This is a genomic window from Streptomyces sp. NPDC014764 (assembly GCF_043082785.1).
Classification (GTDB): Bacteria; Actinomycetota; Actinomycetes; order Streptomycetales; family Streptomycetaceae; genus Streptomyces; species Streptomyces althioticus.
The window spans coordinates 625322-648980 of record NZ_JBIBXY010000002.1 but is presented as its reverse complement, the minus strand read 5'-3'; the positions used below and the strand labels follow the sequence as shown (position 1 = coordinate 648980).

At 73.1% G+C, this 23659-nt stretch carries 21 protein-coding genes and 1 riboswitch; of the genes, 11 read left to right on the top strand and 10 right to left on the bottom strand.

Going from position 1 to position 23659, the window contains the following annotated elements:
- Positions 1-5: 5 nt before the first annotated feature.
- The 3 genes from ACF1AG_RS07940 to ACF1AG_RS07930 all read left to right on the top strand — a co-directional run bounded on the left by ACF1AG_RS07940 (position 6) and on the right by ACF1AG_RS07930 (position 6687).
- The gene (locus ACF1AG_RS07940) at positions 6-4970 is read left to right on the top strand and encodes a DNA repair ATPase (protein ID WP_359600458.1); all 4965 of its coding nucleotides are present in this window, start codon (positions 6-8) and stop codon (positions 4968-4970) included.
- Positions 4971-5228: 258 nt separating this feature from the next.
- Positions 5229-6029 (top strand): SGNH/GDSL hydrolase family protein, encoded by an 801-nt coding sequence (locus ACF1AG_RS07935; protein WP_387795585.1) that lies wholly within the window; start codon positions 5229-5231, stop codon positions 6027-6029.
- 142 nt (positions 6030-6171) lie between these two features.
- Entirely contained in the window at positions 6172-6687 is a 516-nt protein-coding gene (locus ACF1AG_RS07930) for a hypothetical protein (RefSeq protein ID WP_359600456.1), read from the top strand.
- A 102-nt stretch (positions 6688-6789) separates the two neighbouring features.
- Here the strand turns inward: ACF1AG_RS07930 and ACF1AG_RS07925 are convergent, their stop codons facing one another.
- The 5 genes from ACF1AG_RS07925 to ACF1AG_RS07905 all read right to left on the bottom strand — a co-directional run bounded on the left by ACF1AG_RS07925 (position 6790) and on the right by ACF1AG_RS07905 (position 10815).
- Positions 6790-8016: an MFS transporter gene (locus tag ACF1AG_RS07925; protein WP_391809485.1), complete on the bottom strand. Its 1227-nt coding sequence runs from the start codon at positions 8014-8016 to the stop codon at positions 6790-6792.
- A gap of 107 nt (positions 8017-8123) precedes the next feature.
- On the bottom strand, positions 8124-8984 hold the full coding sequence (locus ACF1AG_RS07920; RefSeq protein WP_359600452.1) for an ATP-binding cassette domain-containing protein: 861 nt from the start codon (positions 8982-8984) through the stop codon (positions 8124-8126).
- Positions 8981-9730, bottom strand: a complete 750-nt coding sequence (gene cbiQ / locus ACF1AG_RS07915) for a cobalt ECF transporter T component CbiQ (protein WP_359600451.1) — start codon at positions 9728-9730, stop codon at positions 8981-8983. Before cbiQ ends, ACF1AG_RS07920 begins: the two co-directional genes overlap by 4 nt.
- A 6-nt stretch (positions 9731-9736) precedes the next feature.
- Positions 9737-10108, bottom strand: coding sequence for an energy-coupling factor ABC transporter substrate-binding protein (locus tag ACF1AG_RS07910; RefSeq protein ID WP_359600449.1), 372 nt, complete (start codon positions 10106-10108; stop codon positions 9737-9739).
- On the bottom strand, positions 10105-10815 hold the full coding sequence (locus ACF1AG_RS07905) for an energy-coupling factor ABC transporter permease (RefSeq protein ID WP_359600448.1): 711 nt from the start codon (positions 10813-10815) through the stop codon (positions 10105-10107). Before ACF1AG_RS07905 ends, ACF1AG_RS07910 begins: the two co-directional genes overlap by 4 nt.
- A 29-nt stretch (positions 10816-10844) precedes the next feature.
- A riboswitch (cobalamin riboswitch) is annotated at positions 10845-11028 on the bottom strand.
- 191 nt (positions 11029-11219) lie between these two features.
- Here ACF1AG_RS07905 and ACF1AG_RS07900 point away from each other — a divergent pair.
- The 5 genes from ACF1AG_RS07900 to ACF1AG_RS07880 are packed head-to-tail and all read left to right on the top strand — an operon-like array spanning position 11220 to position 16353.
- Positions 11220-12812, top strand: a complete 1593-nt coding sequence (locus tag ACF1AG_RS07900; RefSeq protein WP_359600446.1) for an ABC transporter substrate-binding protein — start codon at positions 11220-11222, stop codon at positions 12810-12812.
- Positions 12813-12856: 44 nt separating this feature from the next.
- Positions 12857-13825 carry an ABC transporter permease gene (locus tag ACF1AG_RS07895; protein ID WP_359600444.1) on the top strand — a complete coding sequence of 323 codons (969 nt, stop codon included), beginning with the start codon at positions 12857-12859 and terminating at the stop codon, positions 13823-13825.
- Positions 13822-14712, top strand: coding sequence for an ABC transporter permease (locus tag ACF1AG_RS07890; RefSeq protein WP_359600442.1), 891 nt, complete (start codon positions 13822-13824; stop codon positions 14710-14712). Before ACF1AG_RS07895 ends, ACF1AG_RS07890 begins: the two co-directional genes overlap by 4 nt.
- Complete coding sequence (locus ACF1AG_RS07885) at positions 14709-15701, top strand: ABC transporter ATP-binding protein (protein ID WP_359600440.1); 993 nt, start codon at positions 14709-14711, stop codon at positions 15699-15701. The genes ACF1AG_RS07890 and ACF1AG_RS07885 overlap by 4 nt, the downstream gene beginning before the upstream one ends.
- Positions 15694-16353, top strand: coding sequence for an ATP-binding cassette domain-containing protein (locus ACF1AG_RS07880; protein WP_359600439.1), 660 nt, complete (start codon positions 15694-15696; stop codon positions 16351-16353). Before ACF1AG_RS07885 ends, ACF1AG_RS07880 begins: the two co-directional genes overlap by 8 nt.
- A gap of 37 nt (positions 16354-16390) precedes the next feature.
- Here the strand turns inward: ACF1AG_RS07880 and ACF1AG_RS07875 are convergent, their stop codons facing one another.
- On the bottom strand, positions 16391-17455 hold the full coding sequence (locus tag ACF1AG_RS07875; RefSeq protein WP_391809531.1) for a hypothetical protein: 1065 nt from the start codon (positions 17453-17455) through the stop codon (positions 16391-16393).
- A 200-nt stretch (positions 17456-17655) separates the two neighbouring features.
- Between ACF1AG_RS07875 and ACF1AG_RS07870 the strand changes: the two genes are divergently transcribed.
- Entirely contained in the window at positions 17656-18165 is a 510-nt protein-coding gene (locus ACF1AG_RS07870) for a hypothetical protein (RefSeq protein ID WP_359600438.1), read from the top strand.
- 43 nt (positions 18166-18208) lie between these two features.
- Here the strand turns inward: ACF1AG_RS07870 and ACF1AG_RS07865 are convergent, their stop codons facing one another.
- A complete protein-coding gene (locus ACF1AG_RS07865; RefSeq protein ID WP_391809484.1) occupies positions 18209-20125 on the bottom strand; it encodes an SMI1/KNR4 family protein in 1917 nt (638 codons plus the stop codon).
- A 139-nt stretch (positions 20126-20264) separates the two neighbouring features.
- Between ACF1AG_RS07865 and ACF1AG_RS07860 the strand changes: the two genes are divergently transcribed.
- Together ACF1AG_RS07860 and ACF1AG_RS07855 are read left to right on the top strand one after the other, a co-directional pair.
- Positions 20265-20714 (top strand): DUF418 domain-containing protein, encoded by a 450-nt coding sequence (locus tag ACF1AG_RS07860; RefSeq protein WP_391809483.1) that lies wholly within the window; start codon positions 20265-20267, stop codon positions 20712-20714.
- 61 nt (positions 20715-20775) lie between these two features.
- Positions 20776-20916, top strand: coding sequence for a hypothetical protein (locus ACF1AG_RS07855; RefSeq protein ID WP_391809482.1), 141 nt, complete (start codon positions 20776-20778; stop codon positions 20914-20916).
- A 22-nt stretch (positions 20917-20938) separates the two neighbouring features.
- Here the strand turns inward: ACF1AG_RS07855 and ACF1AG_RS07850 are convergent, their stop codons facing one another.
- From ACF1AG_RS07850 to ACF1AG_RS07840, 3 genes are read right to left on the bottom strand one after another with little or no spacing between them, the layout of a single operon-like run.
- Complete coding sequence (locus ACF1AG_RS07850) at positions 20939-21547, bottom strand: dihydrofolate reductase family protein (RefSeq protein WP_391809481.1); 609 nt, start codon at positions 21545-21547, stop codon at positions 20939-20941.
- A gap of 58 nt (positions 21548-21605) precedes the next feature.
- Positions 21606-23189 (bottom strand): transporter, encoded by a 1584-nt coding sequence (locus ACF1AG_RS07845; RefSeq protein WP_391809480.1) that lies wholly within the window; start codon positions 23187-23189, stop codon positions 21606-21608.
- On the bottom strand, positions 23186-23470 hold the full coding sequence (locus ACF1AG_RS07840; protein WP_359600428.1) for a hypothetical protein: 285 nt from the start codon (positions 23468-23470) through the stop codon (positions 23186-23188). Before ACF1AG_RS07840 ends, ACF1AG_RS07845 begins: the two co-directional genes overlap by 4 nt.
- Between the last annotated feature and the right edge of the window lie 189 nt (positions 23471-23659).

The following is a 23659-nucleotide window of genomic DNA, read 5'->3' as shown; positions in this document are numbered from 1 at the left end:
CAGCCATGACCACCGGCACCCACGAGACCGACCACGACAGCGCCCGTTCCGGCGCCGCCCCGGAGACGACCGCCGCTACGGCCCTGCAGCGGCCCGGTACGGCGGTCGACGGCGGCGCGTACCAGGTGCTGCGCGACCGCCTCACCGACCGCGCCTCCGTACTCGCGCGCCGCGCCGAGGCGCTGAACCGGCGCCGGGCCGAGGAGTTCGGCGCGCCCGAGCTGCGCCTCACCGGCACCGAGCGGCTGCGCACCGAGCGCACAGCCGTGCCCCGGGACGTCGTCGCCGTCGGCGACGTGCTGCTCTTCGGCTACGAGACCCGGCCCCGCCCGGAGCGGGACACCACCGTCGGCGACGTCTTCGCCGCACACGACCGCGACCTGAACCGGCTGCCCGACGACGCCGTGCCCGGCCTGCTCGACGACCCCGCCTTCCAGCGGGAGTTCGCCGCCCTGCACCGCTACTACCGGCAGGCCCGCCTGCTGCGGCTGCGCCGCGTCGAGGGCAAGCTGCTCGCCGTCTTCCAGACCGGCGAGAAGCCCGGCGACATCCGCGTCCTGCGCTGGACGGTCTCCGAGGACGGCCACGCGGCGTTCCTCGACGCCCGCGGCGACCGCGACCACGCACGCGTCCCGCCCGCCGACGTCGAGTGGACCTCCGCCACCCGCGAGGACCACGTCCTGGGCCGCCACCCGCACGTCTCCGTGCGGGGCGAGGTGTTCGTCGACACCCTCGGCGGCACCCTCACCGTCAAGGCGGAGAACGACACCGGCACGCCCGAAGGCATCCACAGCGAGCCCGTCGACGAGCCCCTTCAGTCCCTCGCCGACGCCGACATCACCCACGCCCGCGTCGGCCCGCTGATCCTGCTGCGCGTCCTCCCGTACAAGGAGACCGCCCACCGCCACCTGGTCTTCAACACCCTCACCCGCACCGTCGTCCGCCTCGACGGCATCGGACAGGGCGTCCGCCGGCTGCCCGAGGACCAGGGCATCGTCTTCCCCGGCGGCCACTGCCTCGCCGCCGGCAGCCACAAGACCTACGAACTCGACACCGAAGGCATGGAGTTCGAGCGGGAGATGCGCTCCCCGTACGGCGAGGACGTGCTCTACGCCTTTCACGCCCCCGCGCGCGGACGCGCCCTGCTGCTCTCCTACAACCAGATCCGCGAGGCCGTCGCCACCCCCATGGCCTGCCACGGCTGGGCCCTCTTCGACGACGGGCACCTCACCCTGCTGCGCCCCGAGGGCGACGAACCCGCCCGCGTGCACCCCGTGCAGCTGTGGGACACGCCGTACCTGTCCGACGCCCGCGCCGCCGCACAGCCGGTGGGGGAGGGGCCGCTGGCCCGGGTGGGCAACGCCGACCTCGTGCGCGGCATCTCCGACTGCCTGTCGCTGGCCCGCGCCGCCGCCGAGACCACCCCCACCGCCGAGATCTACGCGACCCTCGCCACCGCCTGCGTGCGCGCCCTGGACACCCACCACTGGCTGGGCGACCCCGAGGTCGGCGACCTGCGCACCCCGCTGGAGGAGGTGCGTGCCACCGCCGAGCAGGTGCTCGCCGAGTTCGAGACGGTCACCGACCTCACCCGCCGGGCCGCCGATGCGCTCGACGAGGCCGCCGGGCGCATCGCCGCCGTGGTGCGCCGGCTGCGCGGCGAACAGCCCCGCGAGGCCGCCGCCTGGGTGCGCGGCCTCACCGAACTCCGCCAGGCCCAGGGCCACCTGCTGACCCTCAAGGAGATGCGGTACGCGGACCACGAGCGCATCCACGAGCTCGCCGCCGAGGCCGAGGACGACCTCGGTTCGTTCGGACAGCGCGCCGTCGCGTTCCTCGCCCGCGAGGACGCCTTCGCCGCCCACCACACCGACCTGGAGCGACTGCACGCCGACATCGAGGCCGTCACCACCACCGCGCAGGCCGCCCCGCTCGCCGCACGCCTCGACGAACTCGCCGACGGACTGCGCACGGTCACCGAAGTGGTCGCCGGTCTCGACATCGCCGACGCCACCGTCCGCACCGGCGTCCTGGAACGTGTCGCCGACGCCATGGGCGCAGTCAACCGCGCCCGCGCCACCCTCGACACCCACCGCCGGGCCCTGCTCGACCGGGAGGCGCGCGCCGGGTTCGCCGCCGAGCTGACCCTGCTCGGCCAGACCGTCACCGGAGCCCTCGCCGCCGCCGACGACCCGGACACCTGCGACGACCAGATGGCCCGGGTCCTCGCCCAGCTCGAGGAACTGGAGTCGCGCTTCGCCGAGTTCGACGACGTCCTCGGTGAACTCGCCGACCGGCGGACCGAGATCTACGAGGCGTTCTCCGCCCGCAAGCAGAGCCTCACCGACGCCCGCGCCCGGCGCGCCGGACAGCTCGCCTCCGCCGCGGAGCGGGTGCTGGAGACGATCGCCCGCCGCAGCACCGCGCTCGCCGACGCCGACGCGGTGAGCACCTACTTCGCCTCCGACCCGCTGGTCGCCAAGGTCCGCCGCAGCGCCGGCGAACTGCGCGCACTCGGCGACCGGGTGCGCGCCGAGGAACTCGACGGCAAGCTGCGCTCCGCCCGCGAGGAGGCCGCCCGCGCCCTGCGCGACCGCACCGACCTCTACGCCGACGGCGGCCGCACCATCCGCCTCGGCGCCCACCGCTTCGCAGTCTCCACCCAGCCCTTCGACCTCACCGTCGTCCCGCACGACGACGGTCTCGCACTCGCCCTCACCGGCACCGACTACCGCGTCCCCGTCACCGACCCGGCCCTGCTCGCCGACCGCCCCCTGTGGGACCGGCACCTGCCGTCCGAGTCGCCACGGGTCGGCCGCGCCGAACACCTCGCCGCACGGCTGCTGCGCGAACACGGCCCGGACGCGCTCGCCGCCGCCGACGACCTCCCCGCGCTGGTCCGCACGGCCGCCGAGGAGGCGTACGACGAGGGCTACGAGCGGGGCGTGCACGACCATGACGCCACCGCGCTCCTCACCGCCCTGCTGCCCCTGTTCGACGGCGCCGGCACCCTGCGTCACGCCTCCGCCGCCCGCGCCCACGCCCTGCTGTTCTGGGCACACGGCACCACGGAACCGGAGCGCGCCGACTGGACCCGCCGCGCCCGCTCGCTGGCCCGGGTCCGGGACGCCTTCGGGGCGCCTCCCGCGCTGGACGCGCTGCGGGACGAACTCGCGCGCGCGGTGGGGGAGTGGGACCCGGACGCCCCGGTCGGCCCGGAGGCGTGCGCGGCGTACCTCTTCGACGAACTCACCACCGGGCCCGAGGGGTTCGTGATCAGCGCCCGCGCCCGCACCCTGCTCGACAAGTTCCGCCGCACCGTCGCCGGCGAGGCCTACGACGAGGACCTCATCGCCCTCGGTGACCTGCGCGCGCGCCGTCAGCTCGTCGAGGCGTGGCTCACCGCGTACACGCGGGCGTCCGGTGAGGAGGCGGACGCCGGGGACCTCGCGGAGGCCGTGGCCGCCGAGCTGTGCCCGGACGTGCCCCGCCACGAGTCGGACGCACCCCTCACCGCCACCGTCGAGGGCCTGGTCTCCACCCACCCGCGCATCACCGACCGCCGTCTCACGCTCCGTCTCGACGAGTTCCTCGCCCGCACCGACGCCTTCCGGACCCGCGAGGTGCCCGCCTTCCGTGCCTTCCAGCGCCGCCGCGCCGCCCTCGTCACGGCCGAGCGGGCCCGGCTGCGCCTGGACGACCACCGGCCGCGCGTGATGGCGTCGTTCGTCCGCAACCGGCTGGTGGACGAGGTGTACCTGCCGTTGATCGGCGACAGCCTCGCCAAGCAGCTCGGCACCACGGGCGAGTCCGCCCGCACCGGCGCCGGCGGACTGCTGCTCCTGCTGTCCCCGCCGGGCTACGGCAAGACGACCCTGATGGAGTACGTCGCCCACCGCCTCGGACTGGTCCTGGTGCGGATCAGCGGCCCCGCGCTCGGCCACGGCGTCACCTCGCTCGACCCGGCGGAGGCCCCGAACGCCACCGCCCGCCAGGAGATCGAGAAGATCAACTTCGCGCTGGCGGCGGGCAGCAACACCCTGCTGTACCTGGACGACATCCAGCACACGTCGCCCGAACTGCTCCAGAAGTTCATCCCGCTGTGCGACGCCACCCGCCGGGTGGAGGGTGTGTGGCAGGGCGAGCCGCGCACCTACGACCTGCGCGGCAAGCGGTTCGCGGTGTGCATGGCCGGCAACCCCTACACCGAGTCCGGCGAGGTCTTCCGGGTGCCCGACATGCTGGCCAACCGGGCCGACGTGTGGAACCTGGGCGACGTCCTGACCGGCAAGGAGGACGTCTTCGCGCTCAGCTTCGTCGAGAACGCCCTCACTGCGAACCCGGTCCTCGCGCCGCTCGCCGGCCGCGACCGTGCCGACCTGGACCTGCTGATCCGGCTCGCGTCCGACGACCCGACGGCCCGCCCGGACCGTCTGCTCCACCCGTACGCGCCGACCGAACTCGACCGGGTGCTCGCGGTGCTGCGTCATCTGGTCACCGCCCGCCGCACGGTGCTCGCGGTCAACGCGGCCTACATCGCGTCCGCGGCCCGCTCCGACGACGCCCGCACCGAGCCGCCGTTCCTGCTCCAGGGCTCGTACCGCAACATGAACAAGATCGCCCAGCGGATCCAGCCCGTGATGAACGACGCCGAGCTGTCCGCCGTGATCGAGGACCACTACACGGCCGAGGCCCAGACCCTCACCAGCGGCGCCGAGGCGAACCTGCTGAAGCTCGCCGAACTGCGCGGCACGCTCACGCCCGGACAGGCCGACCGCTGGGCGGAGGTGAAGGCGGCCCACGTCCGCACACTCACCCTGGGCGGCCCCGACGACGACGCCCTCGCCCGCGCGGTGTCCGCCCTCGCCCTGCTCGGCGACCGCATCGCGGCGGTGGAGTCGGCGATCACGCGCGCGGCCGACCCCCGGCGCCTCTTGGCGACCCCGTCGCGGCAGGACGGGGAGGGCTGAACGAGGGCCGTCGAAAGGGACGTTCGACGAGACCGGTGCCGGGCCGCGCGGGGGGCGGCCCGGCACCCTTTTCCGCCACAAGATTGGCGTGAACATGGCGCATCCGAGGTTTATCTACGCGCGGAGCGCGATCGGTCACATCAGTATCCGGGTCATAGCGGATGACTTTCCGACCGGTAGTTACCGCGCGGTATTCCTCCCTGCTACAACACCAGTTGCTCCCTCAACTACCGTCGCGAGTTTCGTCGTGAGAGGCGGATGCACGTGTCAACGCGTTCACTGGGAACAACTCTCGCCACCTTCATCCTCGGTGTGGCGACCGTCCTCGGCCTGGCACACCCTGCCGCGGCCGCCGGCCATCACTACGTGGCGCTCGGCGACTCCTACTCCTCCGGAGTGGGCGCCGGGAGCTACACCTCCGAGAGCGGCGACTGCAAACGCAGCACCGTCGCCTACCCGCAGCTGTGGAGCAACGCCAACGCCCCCGCGTCGTTCAGGTTCGTCGCCTGCTCGGGCGCGACCACCACGAGCGTGGCCTCCACGCAGCTGGGCGCGCTGTCCTCCACCACCACCCTCGTCAGCGTCACCGCCGGCGGCAACGACATCGGCTTCGCCAACGTCATGCAGACCTGCGTCCTGCAGAGCGAGGCCACCTGCGTATCCGCCGTGAACAGCGCCGTCTCGCAGATGCAGAACTCCCTGCCGGGCAAGCTCGACTCGCTGTACTCCGCCATCCGCTCCCGCGCCCCCCAGGCCCGCGTCGTCGTCCTCGGCTACCCCCGCTTCTACAAGCTGTCCGGCAGCTGCATCGCCGGCCTCAGCGAGACCGAGCGCGGCGCCATCAACAGCGCGGGCGACACGCTCAACTCGGTCATCGCGAAGCGTGCGGCCAACGCCGGGTTCGCCTGGTCAAGCGTGGTCGACGAGTTCACCGGCCACGAGATCTGCTCGGGCGACGCCTGGCTGCACAGCGTCACCATCCCGATCGGCAACTCCTACCACCCGAAGGCCGTCGGCCAGTCCTCCGGCTACCTCCCCGCCTTCCGCTCGGCGGCCTGACGGCACATCAGCGGCACGCGCAGGCGGCAGCATTCCGTTTTGTCCTCTGGCGGACGCGCGTAGACCCCGGGCATCATCTGTCTGCTCCGCCTGCACAGCCGTCCCTCACCCCCACCCTGGCCCCCAGCAGGAAGGACCCCCCATGAAGACCCTCAAGGCCCCGAAGCTCCGCTCGGTCCTCACCGCCCTCGCCCTCGTCGTCGCCCCGGGCGCGGCCGTCGTCGGCACCGCGGGTGAGGCCTCCGCCGCCACCAAGATCAGCCACGCGACCGCGACCTCCATGTTCAGCCAGGTCGGCATCACGTGGTCGTCGTCCGGAGGCTGCTCCAACCGCAACGTGTCCACCTGCACGTCCTTCGACCAGCTCAACCTGGCCACCGCCCAGGGCGCCCAGACCCTGAAGCGGGCCAGCGGCTGCGCACTGAACATCACCGGCGGCACCGAGACCGGGCACGCCTCCGGCACGTACTCGCACTGGAACGGCTACAAGCTCGACTTCTCCAAGACGACCTGCGTCGGGAACTACATCAAGAACACGTTCACCTACATCGGCGTGCGCGGCGACGGGGCCCAGCAGTGGCAGTCCGGCTCGGGCAACGTCTACGCCGACGAGGGCAACCACTGGGACGTCACGTACTACAACTGCGGCGGCTGCTGACAGGTCCCGTCCCGGACGCTTACGTCTACGCGGTTCCCCGCGCCCCAACACCCCAGGGGCGCGGGGAACCGCGCGAACGGCAGGACAGGACGCCGAGCCTTCTCACACGGCAAGTCCGCCGGAGGCGCCGGCACTGGCCTCGGCCTCCCGGTGACGGGACCCCCGCGTACCGGCGGCAGGGGCCACGAAGACAGCCGCGGCGACGAACGCCAGGACCACGACCATCGCCGGGCGCAGTCCGTAGTGGTCGCCGAGGAAGCCGAGGGTGGGCGGCCCCACCAGGAACGCGACGTAGCCGATCGTCGCCACGAGGCCGACCCGGGCGGTCTCGTCGGGCCCCGAGTCACCGGCCGCCGACAGAGCCACCGGAAAGCCCAGGGACGCGCCAAGTCCCCAGAACAGGACGGCGGCCGCCGCCACGACGGCGTTGTCGGAGAAGATGACCAGGCACAGACCGACGGCTCCGGAGACCGCGCTGGCCCGTACCACGGTCGCCCGGCTGTAACGGGCGAGGAAGAAGGCGCCGCCGAAGCGGCCCAGGGTCATCGCGGCGGCGAACCCCACGAAGACGAGCGAGCCGAGCGCGGCGTCGAGACCGTGGCCGTCGACCATCAGCAGCGGCAGCCAGTCGTTGGCGGCGCCCTCGGCGAGAGCCATGGCCAGGACGATGGCCCCGATCATCAGCAGCCGCCGGTCCTTCCACACCCGCGGGCCCGCCGGCCGTGCGGAGCCCGAAGCGGGCGCCGCGGCACGGACCCCGATTCCGGCGGGGACGCCGCCGATGGCGTACCCGAACATCGCGGCCGTCACCGCGGCCACCGCCAGAAGATGCCAGTGGGCGGGAAACGCCGCCGCGGTGGCCGCCATGCCGGCCAGGCCGCCGACGACGGTGCCCAGACTGAAGCATCCGTGCAGCGTGGGCAGGACCGGCCTGCCGGTGATCCGCTCGACGTCGGCGCCGTCCACGTTGATCGCCACCTCGCCCGCCCCGACCCCGAGGCCGAACAGGCACAGGCCCGCGGTGACCAGGGCCGCGGAGGCGAGTGCGGTGCCCGCGCCCACGACGACCACACTCGCGACGACGAACAGCGTGCCGAGCGCCGTCACGGGCCTGGTCCCGAACCGGGACACGAACCGGCCGGAGCACAGGATGCCGACCATCGAGCCGACGGACAGCCCGAACAGCACCAGCCCCATCTCCCCCGTGGACACACCCAGACGGTCACGGACGTCCGGGGTGCGCGTGATCCACGAGGACATGGCGATGCCGTTGAGGAAGAAGAAGAGGTACAGCGCCCGGCGGCGCCGGCGTACGGCAAGGTCGGTCAAGGTGGGGCTCCGCCGGGGCTGGTGAGAACGAGGGGCAGGCAGGCGATGATCCCGCTCACCCACCGAGTAGGAACAAATGTACACATCGGACCGTCGGCGCCTTTGACCTAGCCCGGCCGCCCGCCCCCGTACTCCGGCAGGGCGGCCAGCGCCGCCAGCTCCTCCGGGGTGCGGGGACCGGCGTCCGCGGCGCCGGCCGGCCCCCGCGCCCGCAGGAACAGTCCGGCCGCCACGCCCCAGGGCAGCCTGAGCCCCGCCGCCGTGAGGAGGTCCCGCCGGGACAGCGTCTCCGCGGCCGGGCCGGTGTGGGCGCCCGACGGGGTCAGCAGGGCCGCGTCGTCGGCCCAGCGCAGGGCGAGGTCCACGTCGTGCGTGGCCATCACCACCGTCGTACCGCCCGCCCGCAGACCGTCCAGGGTGGCCAGCAGCCGCTCCTGACCGTCGGGGTCGAGGCCCGCCGTCGGCTCGTCCAGGATCAGCACCCGCGGCCGCATCGCGACCGCGCCCGCGATCGCCGTCCGTTTCCGCTGCCCGTACGACAGCAGGTGCGTGGGCCGGTCGGCGAGAGCGGCGATGTCCAGCGCCTCCAGCGCCTCCGCGACCCGCGCGCGCACCTCCGCGTGCGGCAGCCCGAGGTTCAGCGGCCCGAACGACACGTCCTGCCCCACGGAGGCGGCGAACAGTTGGTCGTCCGGGTCCTGCACCACCAGCTGCACGGTGGTGCGCAGCGCGGTCAGCCCTTTCCGGTCGTGGCGCACCGCACGGCCCGACAGCAGCAACTCCCCGCCATGCGGCCGCAGTCCGCCGCTCAGCAGCCGCATCAGGGTGGTCTTGCCGCTTCCGTTGCGCCCCAGCAGGGCCAGCGCCCGGCCCTCACGCACCTCGAAGTCCAGCCCGGTGAACACCGGCGGCCCCTCCTCGTACGCGAACGACACGCCCCGCAGGGCCACCGGCACCGACTCGCTCACGACAGGGGCCCTTCCAGTACACAGGTGAGGACGGCCAGCGCCGCCAGGAGCGCCGCGCTCGCGGCCGTGAAGCGGGCGGACACCCGGGCCTCCGGCACCAGCACGCGCAGGGTGCCGTCGTAGCCGCGGCCCGCGAGCCCGGTCTGCAGCCGCGCCGCACGGTCGAAGGACCGCACGAACGCGGTCGCGCCGAGCCCGCCGAGCGAACGCCAGGTCGCCGCCCGGGTGGTGTGCCCGAGCCGGGCCGCCTGCGCCGCGTGCACCCGGCGCACCGAGTCCAGCAGCAGAAAACTCATCCGGTACGTCACCAGAGCCACGTCCACCAGCGGCGCCGGCACCCCGGCGCGCACCAGCCGGGGCAGCAGGTCCGACATCGGCGTGGTGAACGCGAACAGCAGCACGCCCAGCGAAGCCGCCGAGGTGCGCAGCAGCAACTCCCCGGCGCGCAGGGGCCCGTCGGGGGCGGGCGACACCAGGCCACCCGGCCCGCCCACCCGCACCAGCAGGGTCAGCGCCCCGGTGACGCAGAACCCCAGCGGCACCCGGTACGCCCGCCACAGCCGCCCGGCCGGCACCCCCGCCGGGCCGAGCAGCAGCACCAACGCGGTGACCAGCACCAGCGGGGCGCCCGGCCACGGGGGCAGTGAGACCGCGAGGGCGGTGAGGCCCAGACCGAGGACGGCCTTGTCCACGGGATGGCGGCGGCGCCAGCGGCTGCTGTGCGCCGCCGCGTCGATCGGCAGCAAGGCCTGTCAGTCCCGTCCGCCGTCGGCGCCGGTGCGTACCTCCGCGTCCGGACCCTGTGCGCCGGCCCGCTCTCGCGCCCGCGCCTCGCCCTGCCGACGTCCGCGCCGCAGCCCGAAGTAGTACGCCAGGACGCCCGCGCCGAGTGCGGCCTGGAGGGCGAACAGCGCCGACTCGATCTCCCCGGACGGCGGTTCGTACAGCGGTGAGAACCACGGCTCGTAGTCCGGGTCGATCTCGGTGATCGCGGTCTCCGCCTCGCCGTCCGCCCCGGCGAACGGCTCCTCCTTGTGGTCGCCGAGCCCGAGCGCCAGCGGGATCACGGCGAGGACGGCGACGAGCAGCAGGAGCAGGGTGTTGATCCTCGCGTTGCGGCTCATCGGGCCACCGCCCCGGCCGACTCGGCGCGCTTGCCTCCGGCGACCGAGGTGACCAGCACCCCGAGCCGGGTCAGCTCGCCCTTGCTGGACTGCACCAGCAGACGCATCACCAGCACGGTCAGCAGCCCCTCGCTGACCGCGAGCGGGATCTGCGTGACGGCGAAGATGGAGCCGAACTTCCCCAGCGCGCCCAGGAATCCGCTGCCCGGGTCGGGGAACGCCAGCGCGAGCTGGACGCTGGTCACGCAGTACGTCGACAGGTCGGCGACGAACGCGCCGCAGAACACCGCGCCCATCAGCGGCACGTCGTACCGGCGCAGCAGACGGTAGACGCCGTACCCGGCCCAGGGGCCGACGACCGCCATGGAGAAGACGTTGGCGCCGAGCGTGGTGAGCCCGCCGTGGGCGAGCAGCAGCGCCTGGAACAGCAAAGTGATGGTCCCGAGCACCGCCATGACCGGCGGCCGGAACAGGATCGCGCCCAGCCCCGTGCCGGTGGGGTGGGAGCAACTCCCGGTCACCGAAGGCAGTTTGAGCGCTGACAGGACGAACGTGAACGCTCCCGACGCGCCCAGCAGCAGCGTGCTCTCGGGATGTTCTCTCACGTCACGGACGAGCGACCGGGCCCCGTGGACGACGAACGGCGCCGACGCGACGCCCCAGGCGACCGCGTGCGCCGGAGGCAGGAAACCCTCGGCAATGTGCATGGCTCAGCAGACCCTCTCCAGCACCTCGTGGATGGTTGACGCGCCTTGGCCGGTCTCCTGGCTGACGGGTACCACCGCCCGTGCTCCGCCTTCCCGGGTCCCGAAGGACCCAGTGGCTGCCCCTGAGGGCCGGAGCCGGACTTCCCGATCACAGTGGCGAGGGCCGCACCGGTATCGCACCGATTTCCCGTCACCAAGGCGTGGTGACAGTAGTCCCCGTCGCGGCCCGGTGACAAGCGGCGACGGGGGCGCGCGGAGGGCGCCCGGCGGCTCGGACCCCGGCGCACACCTGCGCGTTCGGGCAGCCCGGCAGCCGAGGTGACTGGAGGGCCGCCGTCCTGGGCAGGGTCTACCTGCAACTAATATGCAAGAGCGATTTTCCAGCAAGAGGGATGTGAGGTTCGATGACGACCCGACGACGCATACGGGGCGCCGCCGCCGTGCTGGCGACGGCCGCGGCGGTCTCCGCCTGCTCGGCGCCGGGCTCCGGAACCGCGGACGACGCGGCGGCCGGCGAGTCTGTGGTGATCGGCGTCTCCACCGAGCCCGACACCCTCAGCCCGCTCCTCGGCTACGGCAAGGACGGCAACTCCAAGCTGTTCGACGGCCTCCTCGCCCGCAAGGCCGACATGACCCTGGAACCCGCGCTGGCCACGGCACTCCCGCGGATCACGGACGGCGGACGCACCTACACGTACACCCTGCGCAAAGGCGTGAAGTTCAGCGACGGCAAGCCGCTGACCGCACGGGACGTCGTCTTCACGTACCGCACGGTCCTCGACGACGGCACCAACAACACCGCCAGGAGCGAACTCGCGGCCGTCAAGGACGTCCGGGCGGTGGGCGACGACACGGTCGTCTTCACCCTCCACCACCCCTACGCGCCGTTCGCCGCCCGCACGGTCCTGCCGATCGTCCCCGAGCACGTCGCCGGGAAACAGGACCCCAACACCGGCCCCTTCAACACGAAGCCCGTCGGCACCGGACCGTACGTCCTCGTCGACTGGCGCAAGGGTGAGAAGCTCACCTTCAAGGCCAACCCGCACCACTGGGGCGGCGCCCCGAAGGTGAAGAAGCTCACCATGGCGATCGTCGGCGACGACGACGTCCGCGCCACCCGGCTCCGCTCCGGCGACCTCGACGGCGCGGTCCTCCCGCCCAACCTCGCCGCCACCTTCAAGAGCGACGACGACAAGAAGACCTACCGGGCCACCTCCTACGACGTCCGCGTCGTCACCCTCCCCAGCGGCAACCCCGTCACCGGCGACTCCGCGATCCGCCGCGCCCTCGACCTCGCCGTCGACCGGCAGGCCATGGTGGACAAGATCCTCGACGGCGCCGGCCGCCCCGCCTACGGCCCGCTGCCCGTCGACGACCCGTGGTTCGCCGAGGACACCGAGCGCCCGCGCGACCTCGCCGCGGCCGGCCGCATCCTCGACGCCGCCGGCTGGACGAAGGGTGAGGACGGCATCCGCGCCAAGGACGGCCGCCCCGCCCGCTTCACGCTGTACTACCCCTCCGGCGACAAGGTCCGCCAGGACCACGCCCTCGCCTACGCCTCCGACGCCAAGAAGGCCGGCATCGACGTCCGGGTGGAGAGCGCCACCTGGGAGGTCATCGAGCCCCGCATGCACCGGGACGCCGTCCTCGCGGGCTTCGGCAGCACCGGCGACCCCGACTTCGGGCTCTACACGATGCTGCACTCCTCCCTCGCCGGAGACGGCTTCAACAACATGGCCCACTACGACAACCCGGCCGTCGACCGCGCCCTGGAGACCGGCCGCCGCGCCCAGGACCCCGAGACCCGCAGGGCCGCCTACGACGCCCTCCAGCGCGCCCTCGTGAAGGACCCCGGCTACACCTTCCTCACCCACATCGACCACCTGTACGTGCTCGCCGACCGCTGGAAGGGCCTCACCACCCAGACCGAACCGCACGAGCACGGGTTCGCCGCCGGACCCTGGTGGAACGTCGAGGACTGGCAGCCCGCGGCATGACCCACGCCCCCCGGCGAGCCACGACCCGCGCCCCCTGGCGCCCGATGGCACGGCTCACGGCGCGCCGCGCGCTGTACGCCGTGCCGGTGCTCCTCGTCGTCACGTTCGGCGTGTTCGCCGTCGCCGCGGCGTCCCCGTTCGACCCGGTGAAGGCGTACGCGGGCACGGCCGCGCTCGGCGCCGACCAGGAGACCCTGGACCGGCTGCGGGAGAACCTCGGCGCGGACCGGCCGTTCACCGCGCGCTGGTGGGACTGGCTGACCTCCGCCCTCGGCGGCGACTTCGGACAGTCCGCGGTGATGCGCCAGCCGGTGGCCGAGGTCATCGGGGAACGACTGCTGTGGTCCACCCTGTTGTGCGCCGTCGCGTTCGCCGCCGCCGTACTGCTCGGCACGGTCCTCGGAGTACTCGCGGCCCGCCGCCCCGGCTCCCTCGTGGACCGCGCGGTCACCTCCGCCGCCTATGTGCTGGAGGCCGCCCCGGTCTTCTGGATCGCGCTGCTCGCGGTGTGGCTGTTCGCCCTCCAACTGGACGTCCTCCCGGCGGGCGGCCTCACCGACACCGGCAGCGACCGGGTCACCTTCGGCAGCCTCACCGAGCATCTGGTCCTCCCCGCCGGCGTCCTCGCCGTCTCCCAGCTGCCCTGGTTCACGCTCTACGTCCGTCAGGGCGTCGGCGACGCCCTCGCGGAGGATCCCGTGCGCGGGGCGAGGGCGCGCGGCCTGAGCGAACGCACAGTGCTGCTGGGCCACGCCCTGCGCTCCGGGCTGCTGCCGGTGCTCACCCTCATCGGCTCCCGCGTGCCGGAACTCATCACCGGCGCGCTGCTGGTGGAGACGGTCTTCAGCTGGCCCGGCATCGCCTCGGCCACCGTGGAGGCGGCCACGGCTGTCGACTTCCCGCTGCTCGCCGCGCTGACCACGCTCGCCACGGCCGCCGTCCTCGCCGGCAACCTGCTCGCCGACCTGCTCTACGGGCTGATCGACCCGAGGGTGAAGCTGGAGGAGATGTGACGACCGACGTCGACGTGGCGGACGCGAAGCCGGCCTGGCGCGCGCACGGCACCGCCCGCCGCTCCACACACGTCCTGCGCCTGCGTGTCTCCGCCGCCCTGGTCGCCGTGACCGTGCTGGCCGTCTTGCTGGTCCCGCCGCTGGTCCAGCTCGACCAGCAGGCCGTCGACCTGGCCGCCAAGCTGCAACCGCCCAGCTGGGCGCACCCGTTCGGCACCGACGACGTGGGCCGCGACCTGCTGCTGCGCTGCGTCTACGGGCTGCGCGTGTCCTTGCTGGTGGGCGTGGTCGCCGCGCTCACCGCCACGGTGATCGGCACGGCCGTGGGAGCCGCCGCAGGCGCCCTCGGCGGCTGGGCCGACCGTCTGGTGATGCGACTGGTCGACACCCTGTCCTCCGTGCCGCATCTGCTGCTCGGCATCTTCATCGTGGCCATGTTCCGTCCGGGCGTCTGGCCGGTGGTGATCTCCGTCGCCCTCACGCACTGGCTGTCCACCGCGCGCATCGTGCGCGCGGAGGTGCTGTCGCTGCGGTCCCGGCCGTTCGTCGACGCGGCCGTCTCCGGCGGGGCGAGCAGGTGGCGGGTGACCGTACGCCACCTGCTGCCGGGTGTGCTGCCGCAGGCCGGTCTCGCCGCCGTGCTGATGGTCCCGCACGCCATGTGGCACGAGTCGGCCCTGTCCTTCCTCGGCCTCGGCCTGCCCACCCACACCGCGAGCCTCGGCACGCTGATCCAGGGCGCCCGGGGCTCACTCCTCGCCGGCCAGTGGTGGCCCACCCTCTTCCCCGGCCTGTTCCTGATCCTCCCCACCCTGGCGATCGCCGGCCTGGCGGGCGTCTGGCGAGAACGGATCAATCCCCGCCGCCGATCGGAGCTGATGCTGTGACGCCCGCGCCCCTGCTCTCGGTACACGACCTGTCCGTCCGCTTCCTGCTCCCCGGAGGGCGCCGCGTCGACGCCGTGTCCGACGCGTCGTTCGACGTCGCGCCGGGGGAGTGCCTCGCGCTCATCGGGGAGAGCGGGTGCGGCAAGTCCGTGCTGGCGTCCGCACTGCTCGGCCTGCTCCCGGGCAACGCCCGCACCGCCGGCCATGCCCACCTGGGCGACCTCGACCTGCTCACGGCGGACGAATCAACCCTCGCGCGCACCGTACGCGGCCGCCGTGTCGGCCTGGTCCCGCAGTCACCGGCGGCCCACCTCACCCCCGTGCGCACAATCCGTTCGCACATCGAGGAGACGGTCGCCCGCCTCACCGGCGTCCGCGGCCGTACCGCCCGCCGCAAGGCGGCCGAACAGGCCTCGCTGCGCGCCGAGTTCCCCCTGGACCACCTCGACCGGCACCCGCACGAACTGTCCGGCGGGCTGGCCCAGCGCGCCGCGACAGCGCTCGCACTGATCGGCGACGCGCCACTGCTCCTCGCCGACGAACCGACCACCGGCCTGGACCGCGACCTGGTGGACCGCACGGTCGACGAACTGCGCCGCCACGTGGACGACGGCCACGCCCTGCTGATGATCACGCACGACCTGGCCGCCGCCGCGCGCATCGCCGACCGCGTCGCGGTCATGTACGCGGGCCGCATCGTCGAACTGACCCACGCGGACACCTTCTTCGGCACCCCTGGCCCGCGCCACCCCTACAGCCGCGGTCTGCTGGAGGCGCTCCCCGAGCGGTCCTTCACCCCCGTCCCCGGCCTGCCCCCGGAACTGGGCAGTCTCCCGGAGGGCTGCGCCTTCGCCCCCCGCTGCGACCGCGCGACGGACACCTGCGGCGCGCTCCCGCTCCTGGAGAACACCGTCGCCTGCCACCACCCGGCGCCGGCCCCCGCCGCCATCCCTCACGCGACCCGTACCCCGGAGGACACCCGTGCTTGAGCTGCGCGCCGTCACCGCCGGCTACGACCGCCGCGCCCCCGTCGTCCGCGACGCGCACCTCACCGTCGCCCGGGGCGAGGCGGTGGGCCTGCTCGGCCCGAGCGGCTGCGGGAAGTCGACCCTCGCCCGGGTCGCCGCGCTGCTCCACCGGCCTGACGCCGGGGAGGTCGTCCTCGACGGCACGCCGGTCCTCGGTTTCCGGCACCGTGCGCCCCGCGCACAGCGCACCGCGATCGGCGTGGTCTTCCAGCAGCCCCGCCTCGCCGCCGACCCCCGGATGCACCTCGCCGACCTGATCGCGGAACCCCTGCGGGCGACGGGCCGGCGCGCCTCGGCCGCCGACCGCGTGCGGGAACTGGCCGACACCGTGGGACTCACCCCTGACCTGCTCGGCCGCCGCCCGCACGAGGTGAGCGACGGCCAGCTGCAACGTGCCTGCCTGGCGCGGGCGTTGTGCCTGGAGCCCCGCTGGCTGGTGTGCGACGAGATGACGGCGATGCTCGACGCGTCGACCACGGCCGCGTTGGTGCGGGTCGTGGAGGACTACCGCGCGTCGACGGGCGCGGGCCTGCTGTCGGTCGGCCACGACCGAACCCTGCTGAACCGCTGGTGCGACCGTACGCTGCCCTGGGAGGCGGTGGCCGCGGGCTGAGGCCCGGACGGCCGGGACCCGCCTCCCGGGGAACGGGTCACCACATCTGGGTGTCGCCCGCGAGGTCCCCCTCCTCGAGCGGGACGTCGCCGAACTCCTCGTCGGAGACGGCTCCGCCGAAGGCGCCGGTGAGCATGATGGTCATCAGTTCCTCGATGTCCAGCTCGGTCGCCCCGGCGGGCGCCTCGGGCTTCTCACCCTCGCTCACGCGCAGTACCAGCGCGAACTTCTTGACCTTCGCCGACTCCGCCAGCTCGGCGAGATCGACGGACACCTCGGTCAGCTCGCCGTTCTTCAGCGTGAAGTCGGCGCTGACCTTCGTGTTCGGGGCGTCCGCGAAGTCCTTGGCGGTGGGCAGCTCGTCCCCGATCGGCAGGTCGTTCTGCAGCGGCTTCAGCGCCCCGAGCAGCTCGGTCACCAGCGTGCGGAACGGCGCGGTCGCCTTGATGTGCTCGGTGCCGTCCGAACCGCCGGAGGTGGCGAAGTCGACGTTCTGCGCGACGGCCTTCTTCAGCGCGTCCGTCAGCTTCTTCTGCGTCTTGGCGTCGAGGCTGGGCTCGGCGGACGACGACTCGCCGAGGCCTTCCGCGCCGGACATGTTCTTGCCGGTCTCCTCCATCTCCTTCTTGGAGAGCTTGACCCACTCACCTGCGAGGAGCTTCTTGAACGCCCCGGCCTCCGGCGGCAGTTCGTCGGCCGGAGGCATGGGGTTGCCCGACATCTCGCCGAGCGTCGCCGCGTCGACACGGGCGTAGAACCAGTCCCCGACCAGCCGGTACTCGAGGAGGGCGCCGTCCGGACCGCTGAGCTTCATCGCCATCGCCGTGAAGTCCTTCTCCTCGGACTCCTCGATCGGCTTCTTCGAGTGCATCGAGACGCTGATCGTCCCCTCGCTGAGCAGCTCGGCGATCTCCGCGGGCATCTCCTCGCCCGGCTCCGACTGCTCGGCGTCCAGCGCCATCAGTGACTTCGCGTCGGTGTCGAGGTCCAGCTCGAAGGCGATCGAACGCTCCTCGCCGAGCTTCTCGAAGGCGTTGTCCAGCTTCTGTCCGGCGGACAGGTTCTCCACGGTGCCGCAGGCGGCGGTGCCGGCGAGGACCATGCCGGCTACGGCGGTGGTGGTCAGGGTCTTGCGCAGGGCGAAAATGACGATCTCCTTGTCAAGCAACCGGTCCGGTCGTCAGGTCGGACGACCGAACGAGTCGAACGGTTGTATGGCAAAAGCAAGTTCATTGGTGGAAAAGCGCACGGATGCGGCCCGCCCCCCGACTCACCGGCCCGCACACAGGGAAGAACCGGACCATGTCCACTCACACCACGGCCGCCGGAGGAGTCCAGGTCTGCTCCCTCAAACGGGACACCCCGCAGACGATCCCGGCGAACAGCCCCTACACGGTCATCCGGTTCCCCTTCGGATCCGCCGAGTCCAGCGACGCCTTCGCCATGCATCAGGTCAACCAGCCCGACGGCCATGTGATCACCAACTGGGACTCCGACCCCCGCTCCGGCCTGATATGGCCCAGCGTGGCCGGATGGGGCACCCTCTACGCGATGATCCAGTGGGAGGCCGGCAACTACGACGAACTCCGCGACCAGTTCGTCCGCGACCCCCTCGGCCTCACCCCCAACCCCAACGACACCACGGCCACGGAACACCGCCCGCCCAGCCCCGGCATGCAGTGCTGGACCAAGAGCTGGGGCATCTTCGTCAACCCGTCGGTCCCCCTCGCGGTGCGGGCCACCCACGACGACAGCGTGGCCCGCGAGATCGTGCTGGCGGAGTTCAAGCTGGTGATCCACGAGGCGGCGTGAGGGAGCTCGTGGCGCGTGTGACCCCCGGGCGCTCGTCCCGGGGTCACGGCCGCGGTCTCCCGACGGTGATCGTGGCGTAGGAGAATGCCTCTCCCTCCCGCGGCGCGCGGTTCCAGGACCGGGTGGCCAGTTGCGGCAGGATGCCTTCGGTCAGGGCGTGCCGGGGGAGTGACAGGCCGAACTCGTCCTGCACGGCGGCCAGCAGGCGCCGCTCCCGGTCCGCGTCTTCGACGCCGCGCAGGACAAGGTCCGGGTCGAGGGCCGTGGGCACCTGCCCCGAGCGCTCGACATCCGTGCCGCGCAGCGTGATCGCGTACCGCTCCTCACCCCTCTCTGCCGCCGAGAGGTGGAACACCGCAGGGGTGTTGTCGCGGCCGCGGCGCACCCACAACACCACGGCGCGTCCGCCGGACGAGGCGGCGGCGGCCGGGGAGACGAAAAAGGTCCCGGGCCCCGAGGTCCGAGCGGCCGGGTCGAAGCCGAACGCCCATCCTGACCTCGTCCGGCCCACCGCCACCACGGCCCGGTCCTCCCAAGGCGCCGAGTCGTCCCGCTGCCCCCACCTGACGTCGTGGGGGAACCACCCGGCGGGACGGACGGGTGCGGCGGTCAGCCCCGCACCCCCGTCCTCCCCGACGAGGCCGGGCAGCGCCTCCGGCTCCACGCCCTCCACCCACACGCACCGGTAGGAGCCGTACGGGGCGTTCCACCGCCCGGACTCCGCCAGCCAGCTCAGCCCTGGCGGATCCAGGTCCGGCACCGGCTCGGGCACCGCGCCCGTCCGCCCGGCCCGGGGCGTGGCCAACAGTTCCCGCCCTCGCTCCCGCGTCACCACCGGCCCCAGCACCGGGTCGGCCAGCAGCCCGAGCGGCGCCAGCACGTCCGGTGCGGGCGGTGACCAGGAGGGCAGCGCGGTACGGAGCATCCGCCACGCGCCGTCCGTGTCACCCCACCCAGCGATCTTCCGCGCCTCGGCCACGGCCCGCCCGAAGTCGCCGTCCGGTGCGTAACGACAGGAGCCGTCGCCCACGCGGGCGTGTATCGCGTCGGCGGCCGCCCGGATGCGGTCGTCGGTCTCGACGCCGAGCACGAACGGCCGCTCGGGCCGGCCGGGGAGGCTGTCCCGCACGTGGGCGAGGGCCATCACGGGCACCAGTTCGTCGGTGCAGCGGGGATCGGCGACGAGCCCGCCGAAATAGGTACGCCCGTGCCCGAGGCCCTGCGCCAGGACGTCGAGCTGCCCCAGCATGCCCCAGGCCCCCGGCCGTCCGTACCTCTTCGCGACGTCGAGCAGCTCCCGGGCGGCCTCCCACCGTCCGCTCAGCGCCTCCTCCCGCGCCCGCGTGACGTCCGCGTCCCGGGCGCGGGTGGTGTCGTTGACGAACTCCGGCAGCTGAGCCCGTTCGGCGTGGAAGGACTCGTAACGGCGCTGCATGTAGGCACGGAACGACGGATACCGGGTCGGGTACTCGCCGCTCCAGCCCTTGTAGATGTACAGCGCCCACTCGCCGTCCTCGCCGGTGTCGCCCGGGTCGAGCAGCGCGTAGGACATGTCGGAGTCGGTCTCCAGCTGCAGCGCGCGCTCCCACATGCCGGCGAGCAGCACCTGCTGTTCGGCCGGCCGCTCGCCGAGGCTCTCCCGGTACATCGGCGTCATGCCGAACGGATCCCCGAACCAGCCGATCTCGTGCGCCGCTCCGAGCTGGTGGATCGAGTCGTCGCGCAGGCTCCAGCCGTTGCTCGCCAGAAGGAACTCCCGGTACGAGGGAGGCAGTCGGGTCCCAAGCCGTCGCTCGGCGTCGGCCACGTCGGCCTCGGACGCCGGCGGAGCGCCGAGCGCTGCCAGACCGGCGAGGGTCGTGTCCCCCTCCGCCAGCTCCACGGCCTCGTCCTCGCTCGGCACCCACTCGTCCTGCCAACGCCGCAGGAACGTCCCCCAGTCGGACCCGTTGTCGTTCATGCGCCGATGGTGGCACCCCCCACTGACAACGCCGCCGCCTCCTTCGTCCCGTCCCGCGAGACCGGACGTGGACGAAAGTCGCACGGCCGTCGACCTCCGCCCGATCCCTCACCCGCCGGCACGCCGATGAACTGGACGCATGCCGACCCGGACACCCGAGCCGACCGCCGTCACCGCCCGTGCCCTCGCCCCCGACCTGGCGCGAGGCCTCATGCTCCTCTTCATCGCGCTGGCCAACAGCCACTACTTCCTGTCCGGCCGCCCGGTGCTCGGCGGTTACCCGCAGGACGGATCGCCCCTCGACTCGGCCGTCACCTGGCTGATCGCGACCTTCGTGGACGGCCGCGCCTTCCCGATGTTCGGCCTCCTCTTCGGCTACGGCGTCGCCCACATGGCGCGCCGCCGGTCCGACGCCGCCCCACGCTCGGTACGGCGGCTGCTGTGGCGGCGCAGCCTGGCGCTGGTCGTCATCGGCTCGCTGCACGGCCTGCTGCTCTACGCCGGCGACATCCTGGCCGCGTACGGCGTCCTGCTGTTCCTGGGGGCGTGGACGGTCCGCTGGAAGGACGGTCCAGCAGGAACGGCGTGAAGACCAGCGTCCACATCGCCGACTGCGCCACGCCGATGAGTTCGGATACAGCGACGGGCCGTTGCGCGCGTCGATAGGCACGGGCGCCGTGGCGGTGACCGCGGCGCTGTTCTGGTTCGCACTGCACCGCAACCGGCCCGCCGCCGTGGCCGCCGCCGGCCTCACCTGCGCGCTGGGCGTCGGATGGCTGGCCCTCCACTGAGAGGACGCCCGCCGCGCCGCCCCTACTCCCCGAGCGAAGCCACCGCCTCTTCGTAACCCCCCGTGGGCGGAGCCGTGTCCGGCCCGTACACCAGGTTCAGCACGCCCGTGCCGAACGTCTCCGACTTCAGCAGCTTCAGCGGGATGGAGGGCTCCCCCTCGTCGAACAGGCGCATCCCCTTGCGCACGGCGATCGGGTGCACGAGGAGCTGCAGTTCGTCCAGCAGCCCGGCCGCCAGCAGCTGCCGGATGACCGAGATCGAGCCGCTCAGCCCGATGTCACCGCCCGGCTCCCGCTTCAGCGCGGCGGCCACCTCGGCGACGTCGCCCTGCGCCTGCTCGGAGTTGCGCCACTGGAAGTCGAGGGGGCTGCGCGAGAACACGATCTTCCGCATGTCGCCGAGCTGCTTGGCGAAGCCCGCGTCCTCCCCGCCCGCGGCCTCCCGTTCCGGCCAGGCGCCGGCGAAGCTGTCGTACGTCACGCGGCCGAAGAGCATGGTGTCGGCGTTGCTGAGGCCCGCGCCCACGGCCGTGCCCATCTCGTCGTTGAAGTACGGGAAGTGCCACTGGTCGGGGGCCTCGACGACGCCGTCGAGCGAGATGAACACGCTGGCCACGATCTTGCGGGACATGGGGTCCTCCTGTGCTGTCGGTCCGTGTACCGGTTACGACCGTGGCAGGCTCCGGAACTCATCGCCGGACGGCACGCGAGGCACGCGAGCGGATAACTCCGGACGGCCGCTCCGCCCCGCCCGTCCGGCGCCGCCGGTCCGTGACACTGCCCAGCCAGCCCAGAAAGAACCCGGCCGGGATCGTCACCAACCCCGGGATCGTCACGTCCCACAGCCGGAAGTCGTGCCCCGGCACGATCGACGTGGGCGTGCCCGACGCGTACGGCGACACCGCCAGCGCGACGACGCACACCACCGTCGCGCCCCACAGGCACCACAGGGCGCCGCGGGCGGTGAACCCCGGCCAGTACAGGGCGTACAGCAGGACCGGGGCGAGGGCGGCGCCGCAGAGGGCCAGCCAGAGCGTGGAGACCACGACGAGGTTCCAGTCGGCGCAGACGACGGCCACGGCCGCGGCGGCCAGCCCGGTCAGCGCGGCCGACCAACGCGACGCGGTGCCGTCGAGCCGCCCGGCCGGCCGGTCACCGGAGGCGGCCAGCACGTCCCGGCCCAGGGTGATCCCGGCGGCCAGGGTGACGTCCACGACGGCGGCCAGCGCGGTGAGGAAGAGGACGCAGGCGAGGGCCGCCACCAGGAGGCCGCCGTCGTCCAGTGCCCGCCCCAGCAGCAGCGGCGTGAACACCTGCGCCGACGGTCCGGCCTCCCGCAGCACCCCGCCGACGAGTGCCGCCGCCCCGACCCCGACGACGGCGAGAGCCCCGTACAGCAGCACCAGCTCACCGAGCATCCAGCGGCCGACGGTCCGCGCCCCGCGCGGGCTCTTGGTCGCGATGGCCCGCATCAGCACGGCGGGCATGGCGAGCGTGGCCATGGTCATGCCGAAGATCTGCCCGACACGGTTGACCGCCCCGACCCACCCGTCACCGGTGTAGCCGCCCGGCCGCAGGAAGGTCTCTCCCGTCCCCGACCCGAGCGCGGCCGCGTCGAGCAGCCGCCCGAGGTCCCCGCCGAAGCGGTGCAGGACGAGCGCGGCGGCGACCACCAGCACGGGCAGCGCGATCACCGACTTGGTGATCATCACCACCCCCGTGCCCCGGATGCCGCCGCTGACGGCCAGCGCGGTCATCACGCACCCGATGACGACGATGCACCCGGTCCGCGCTCCCGGCTGTCCGAGCAGGGCGGCGGCGACGTTCCCGACCACCACCAACTGCACGACCAGCAGGGGGAAACAGACGAGCAGCGTCACCACACCCCACGCCACCCGCACGGCGGGCCCGCCGCTGCCACGCGTGTCCAGCAGATCCGGCGCGGTCAGCGAGGCGTGCGCCCGCAACGGCTCGATGACCAGCACGAGGAAGAGGAGCACACCGACGAGGCTGCCCAGCATGACGCCGAGTCCGTCGAACCCGGTCGTGGCGACCATGCCCACCAGCACGGTGACGGTCGCGACGGTCGTGGTGTCGCCGCCCATCGCGATGCCCTGCTGCCAGGAGTGCAGCCGCCGGCTGTCGGACCGCACCAGGGCGCGGTCGTCCTCGTCGGCGCCGGTGATGACGCACAGCATCAGGCAGATGACGACGAACACGCAGAACACGGCGAACACGAGCGACCGTGAGGAGGAGTCGAGCAACGCGGTCACGCCCACCTCCGGTCGTCCGCCTCGGACGCCGCCATGACCTGGTCGACCCGCCGCCCGTACACGACCAGGCCGTGCACCCCGACCCCGAGCGGCACGACTGCCAGCACGGCCCCGAGACTCACGGCCCCGGCGACCGGAGTGCCGTACACGCCCGGCACGAGCGCGGCGGCCATCACGTACAGCACCCACACGAGGCCGGTCCGCAGACCGATCCGCAGCCCGACCGTCAACCGCGCGGCCTCCGCCGGGACGTGGGCGGACAGGGCGTGGTCATCAGGCATCGGCGGCCCCTGCCGGTACGGCTGCTCTCCGTAGAACTCCAAGACGACTCCGCTCACGCACGACGACCCGACGCCCCACAGTGGGGTGCCGGCACGGATGTGGGGGTGGCCGCGGAGTCAACCAGATGCGGATGCGGCGTGGAGCGGGACTGTTCCCACGCCCAATCAAAAGCTTCGGGGGCGGTGAAC

Coding starts and splice junctions, on each gene's coding strand:
- ACF1AG_RS07940 (WP_359600458.1), top strand. CDS start 6: ATGACCACCGGCACCCACGAGACCGACCACGACAGCGCCCGTTCCGGC.
- ACF1AG_RS07935 (WP_387795585.1), top strand. CDS start 5,229: ATGCACGTGTCAACGCGTTCACTGGGAACAACTCTCGCCACCTTCATC.
- ACF1AG_RS07930 (WP_359600456.1), top strand. CDS start 6,172: ATGAAGACCCTCAAGGCCCCGAAGCTCCGCTCGGTCCTCACCGCCCTC.
- ACF1AG_RS07910 (WP_359600449.1), bottom strand. CDS start 10,108: ATGAGCCGCAACGCGAGGATCAACACCCTGCTCCTGCTGCTCGTCGCC.
- ACF1AG_RS07905 (WP_359600448.1), bottom strand. CDS start 10,815: ATGCACATTGCCGAGGGTTTCCTGCCTCCGGCGCACGCGGTCGCCTGG.
- ACF1AG_RS07900 (WP_359600446.1), top strand. CDS start 11,220: ATGACGACCCGACGACGCATACGGGGCGCCGCCGCCGTGCTGGCGACG.
- ACF1AG_RS07895 (WP_359600444.1), top strand. CDS start 12,857: ATGGCACGGCTCACGGCGCGCCGCGCGCTGTACGCCGTGCCGGTGCTC.
- ACF1AG_RS07875 (WP_391809531.1), bottom strand. CDS start 17,455: ATGGTCCTCGCCGGCACCGCCGCCTGCGGCACCGTGGAGAACCTGTCC.
- ACF1AG_RS07870 (WP_359600438.1), top strand. CDS start 17,656: ATGTCCACTCACACCACGGCCGCCGGAGGAGTCCAGGTCTGCTCCCTC.
- ACF1AG_RS07865 (WP_391809484.1), bottom strand. CDS start 20,125: ATGAACGACAACGGGTCCGACTGGGGGACGTTCCTGCGGCGTTGGCAG.
- ACF1AG_RS07860 (WP_391809483.1), top strand. CDS start 20,265: ATGCCGACCCGGACACCCGAGCCGACCGCCGTCACCGCCCGTGCCCTC.
- ACF1AG_RS07850 (WP_391809481.1), bottom strand. CDS start 21,547: ATGTCCCGCAAGATCGTGGCCAGCGTGTTCATCTCGCTCGACGGCGTC.
- ACF1AG_RS07840 (WP_359600428.1), bottom strand. CDS start 23,470: ATGCCTGATGACCACGCCCTGTCCGCCCACGTCCCGGCGGAGGCCGCG.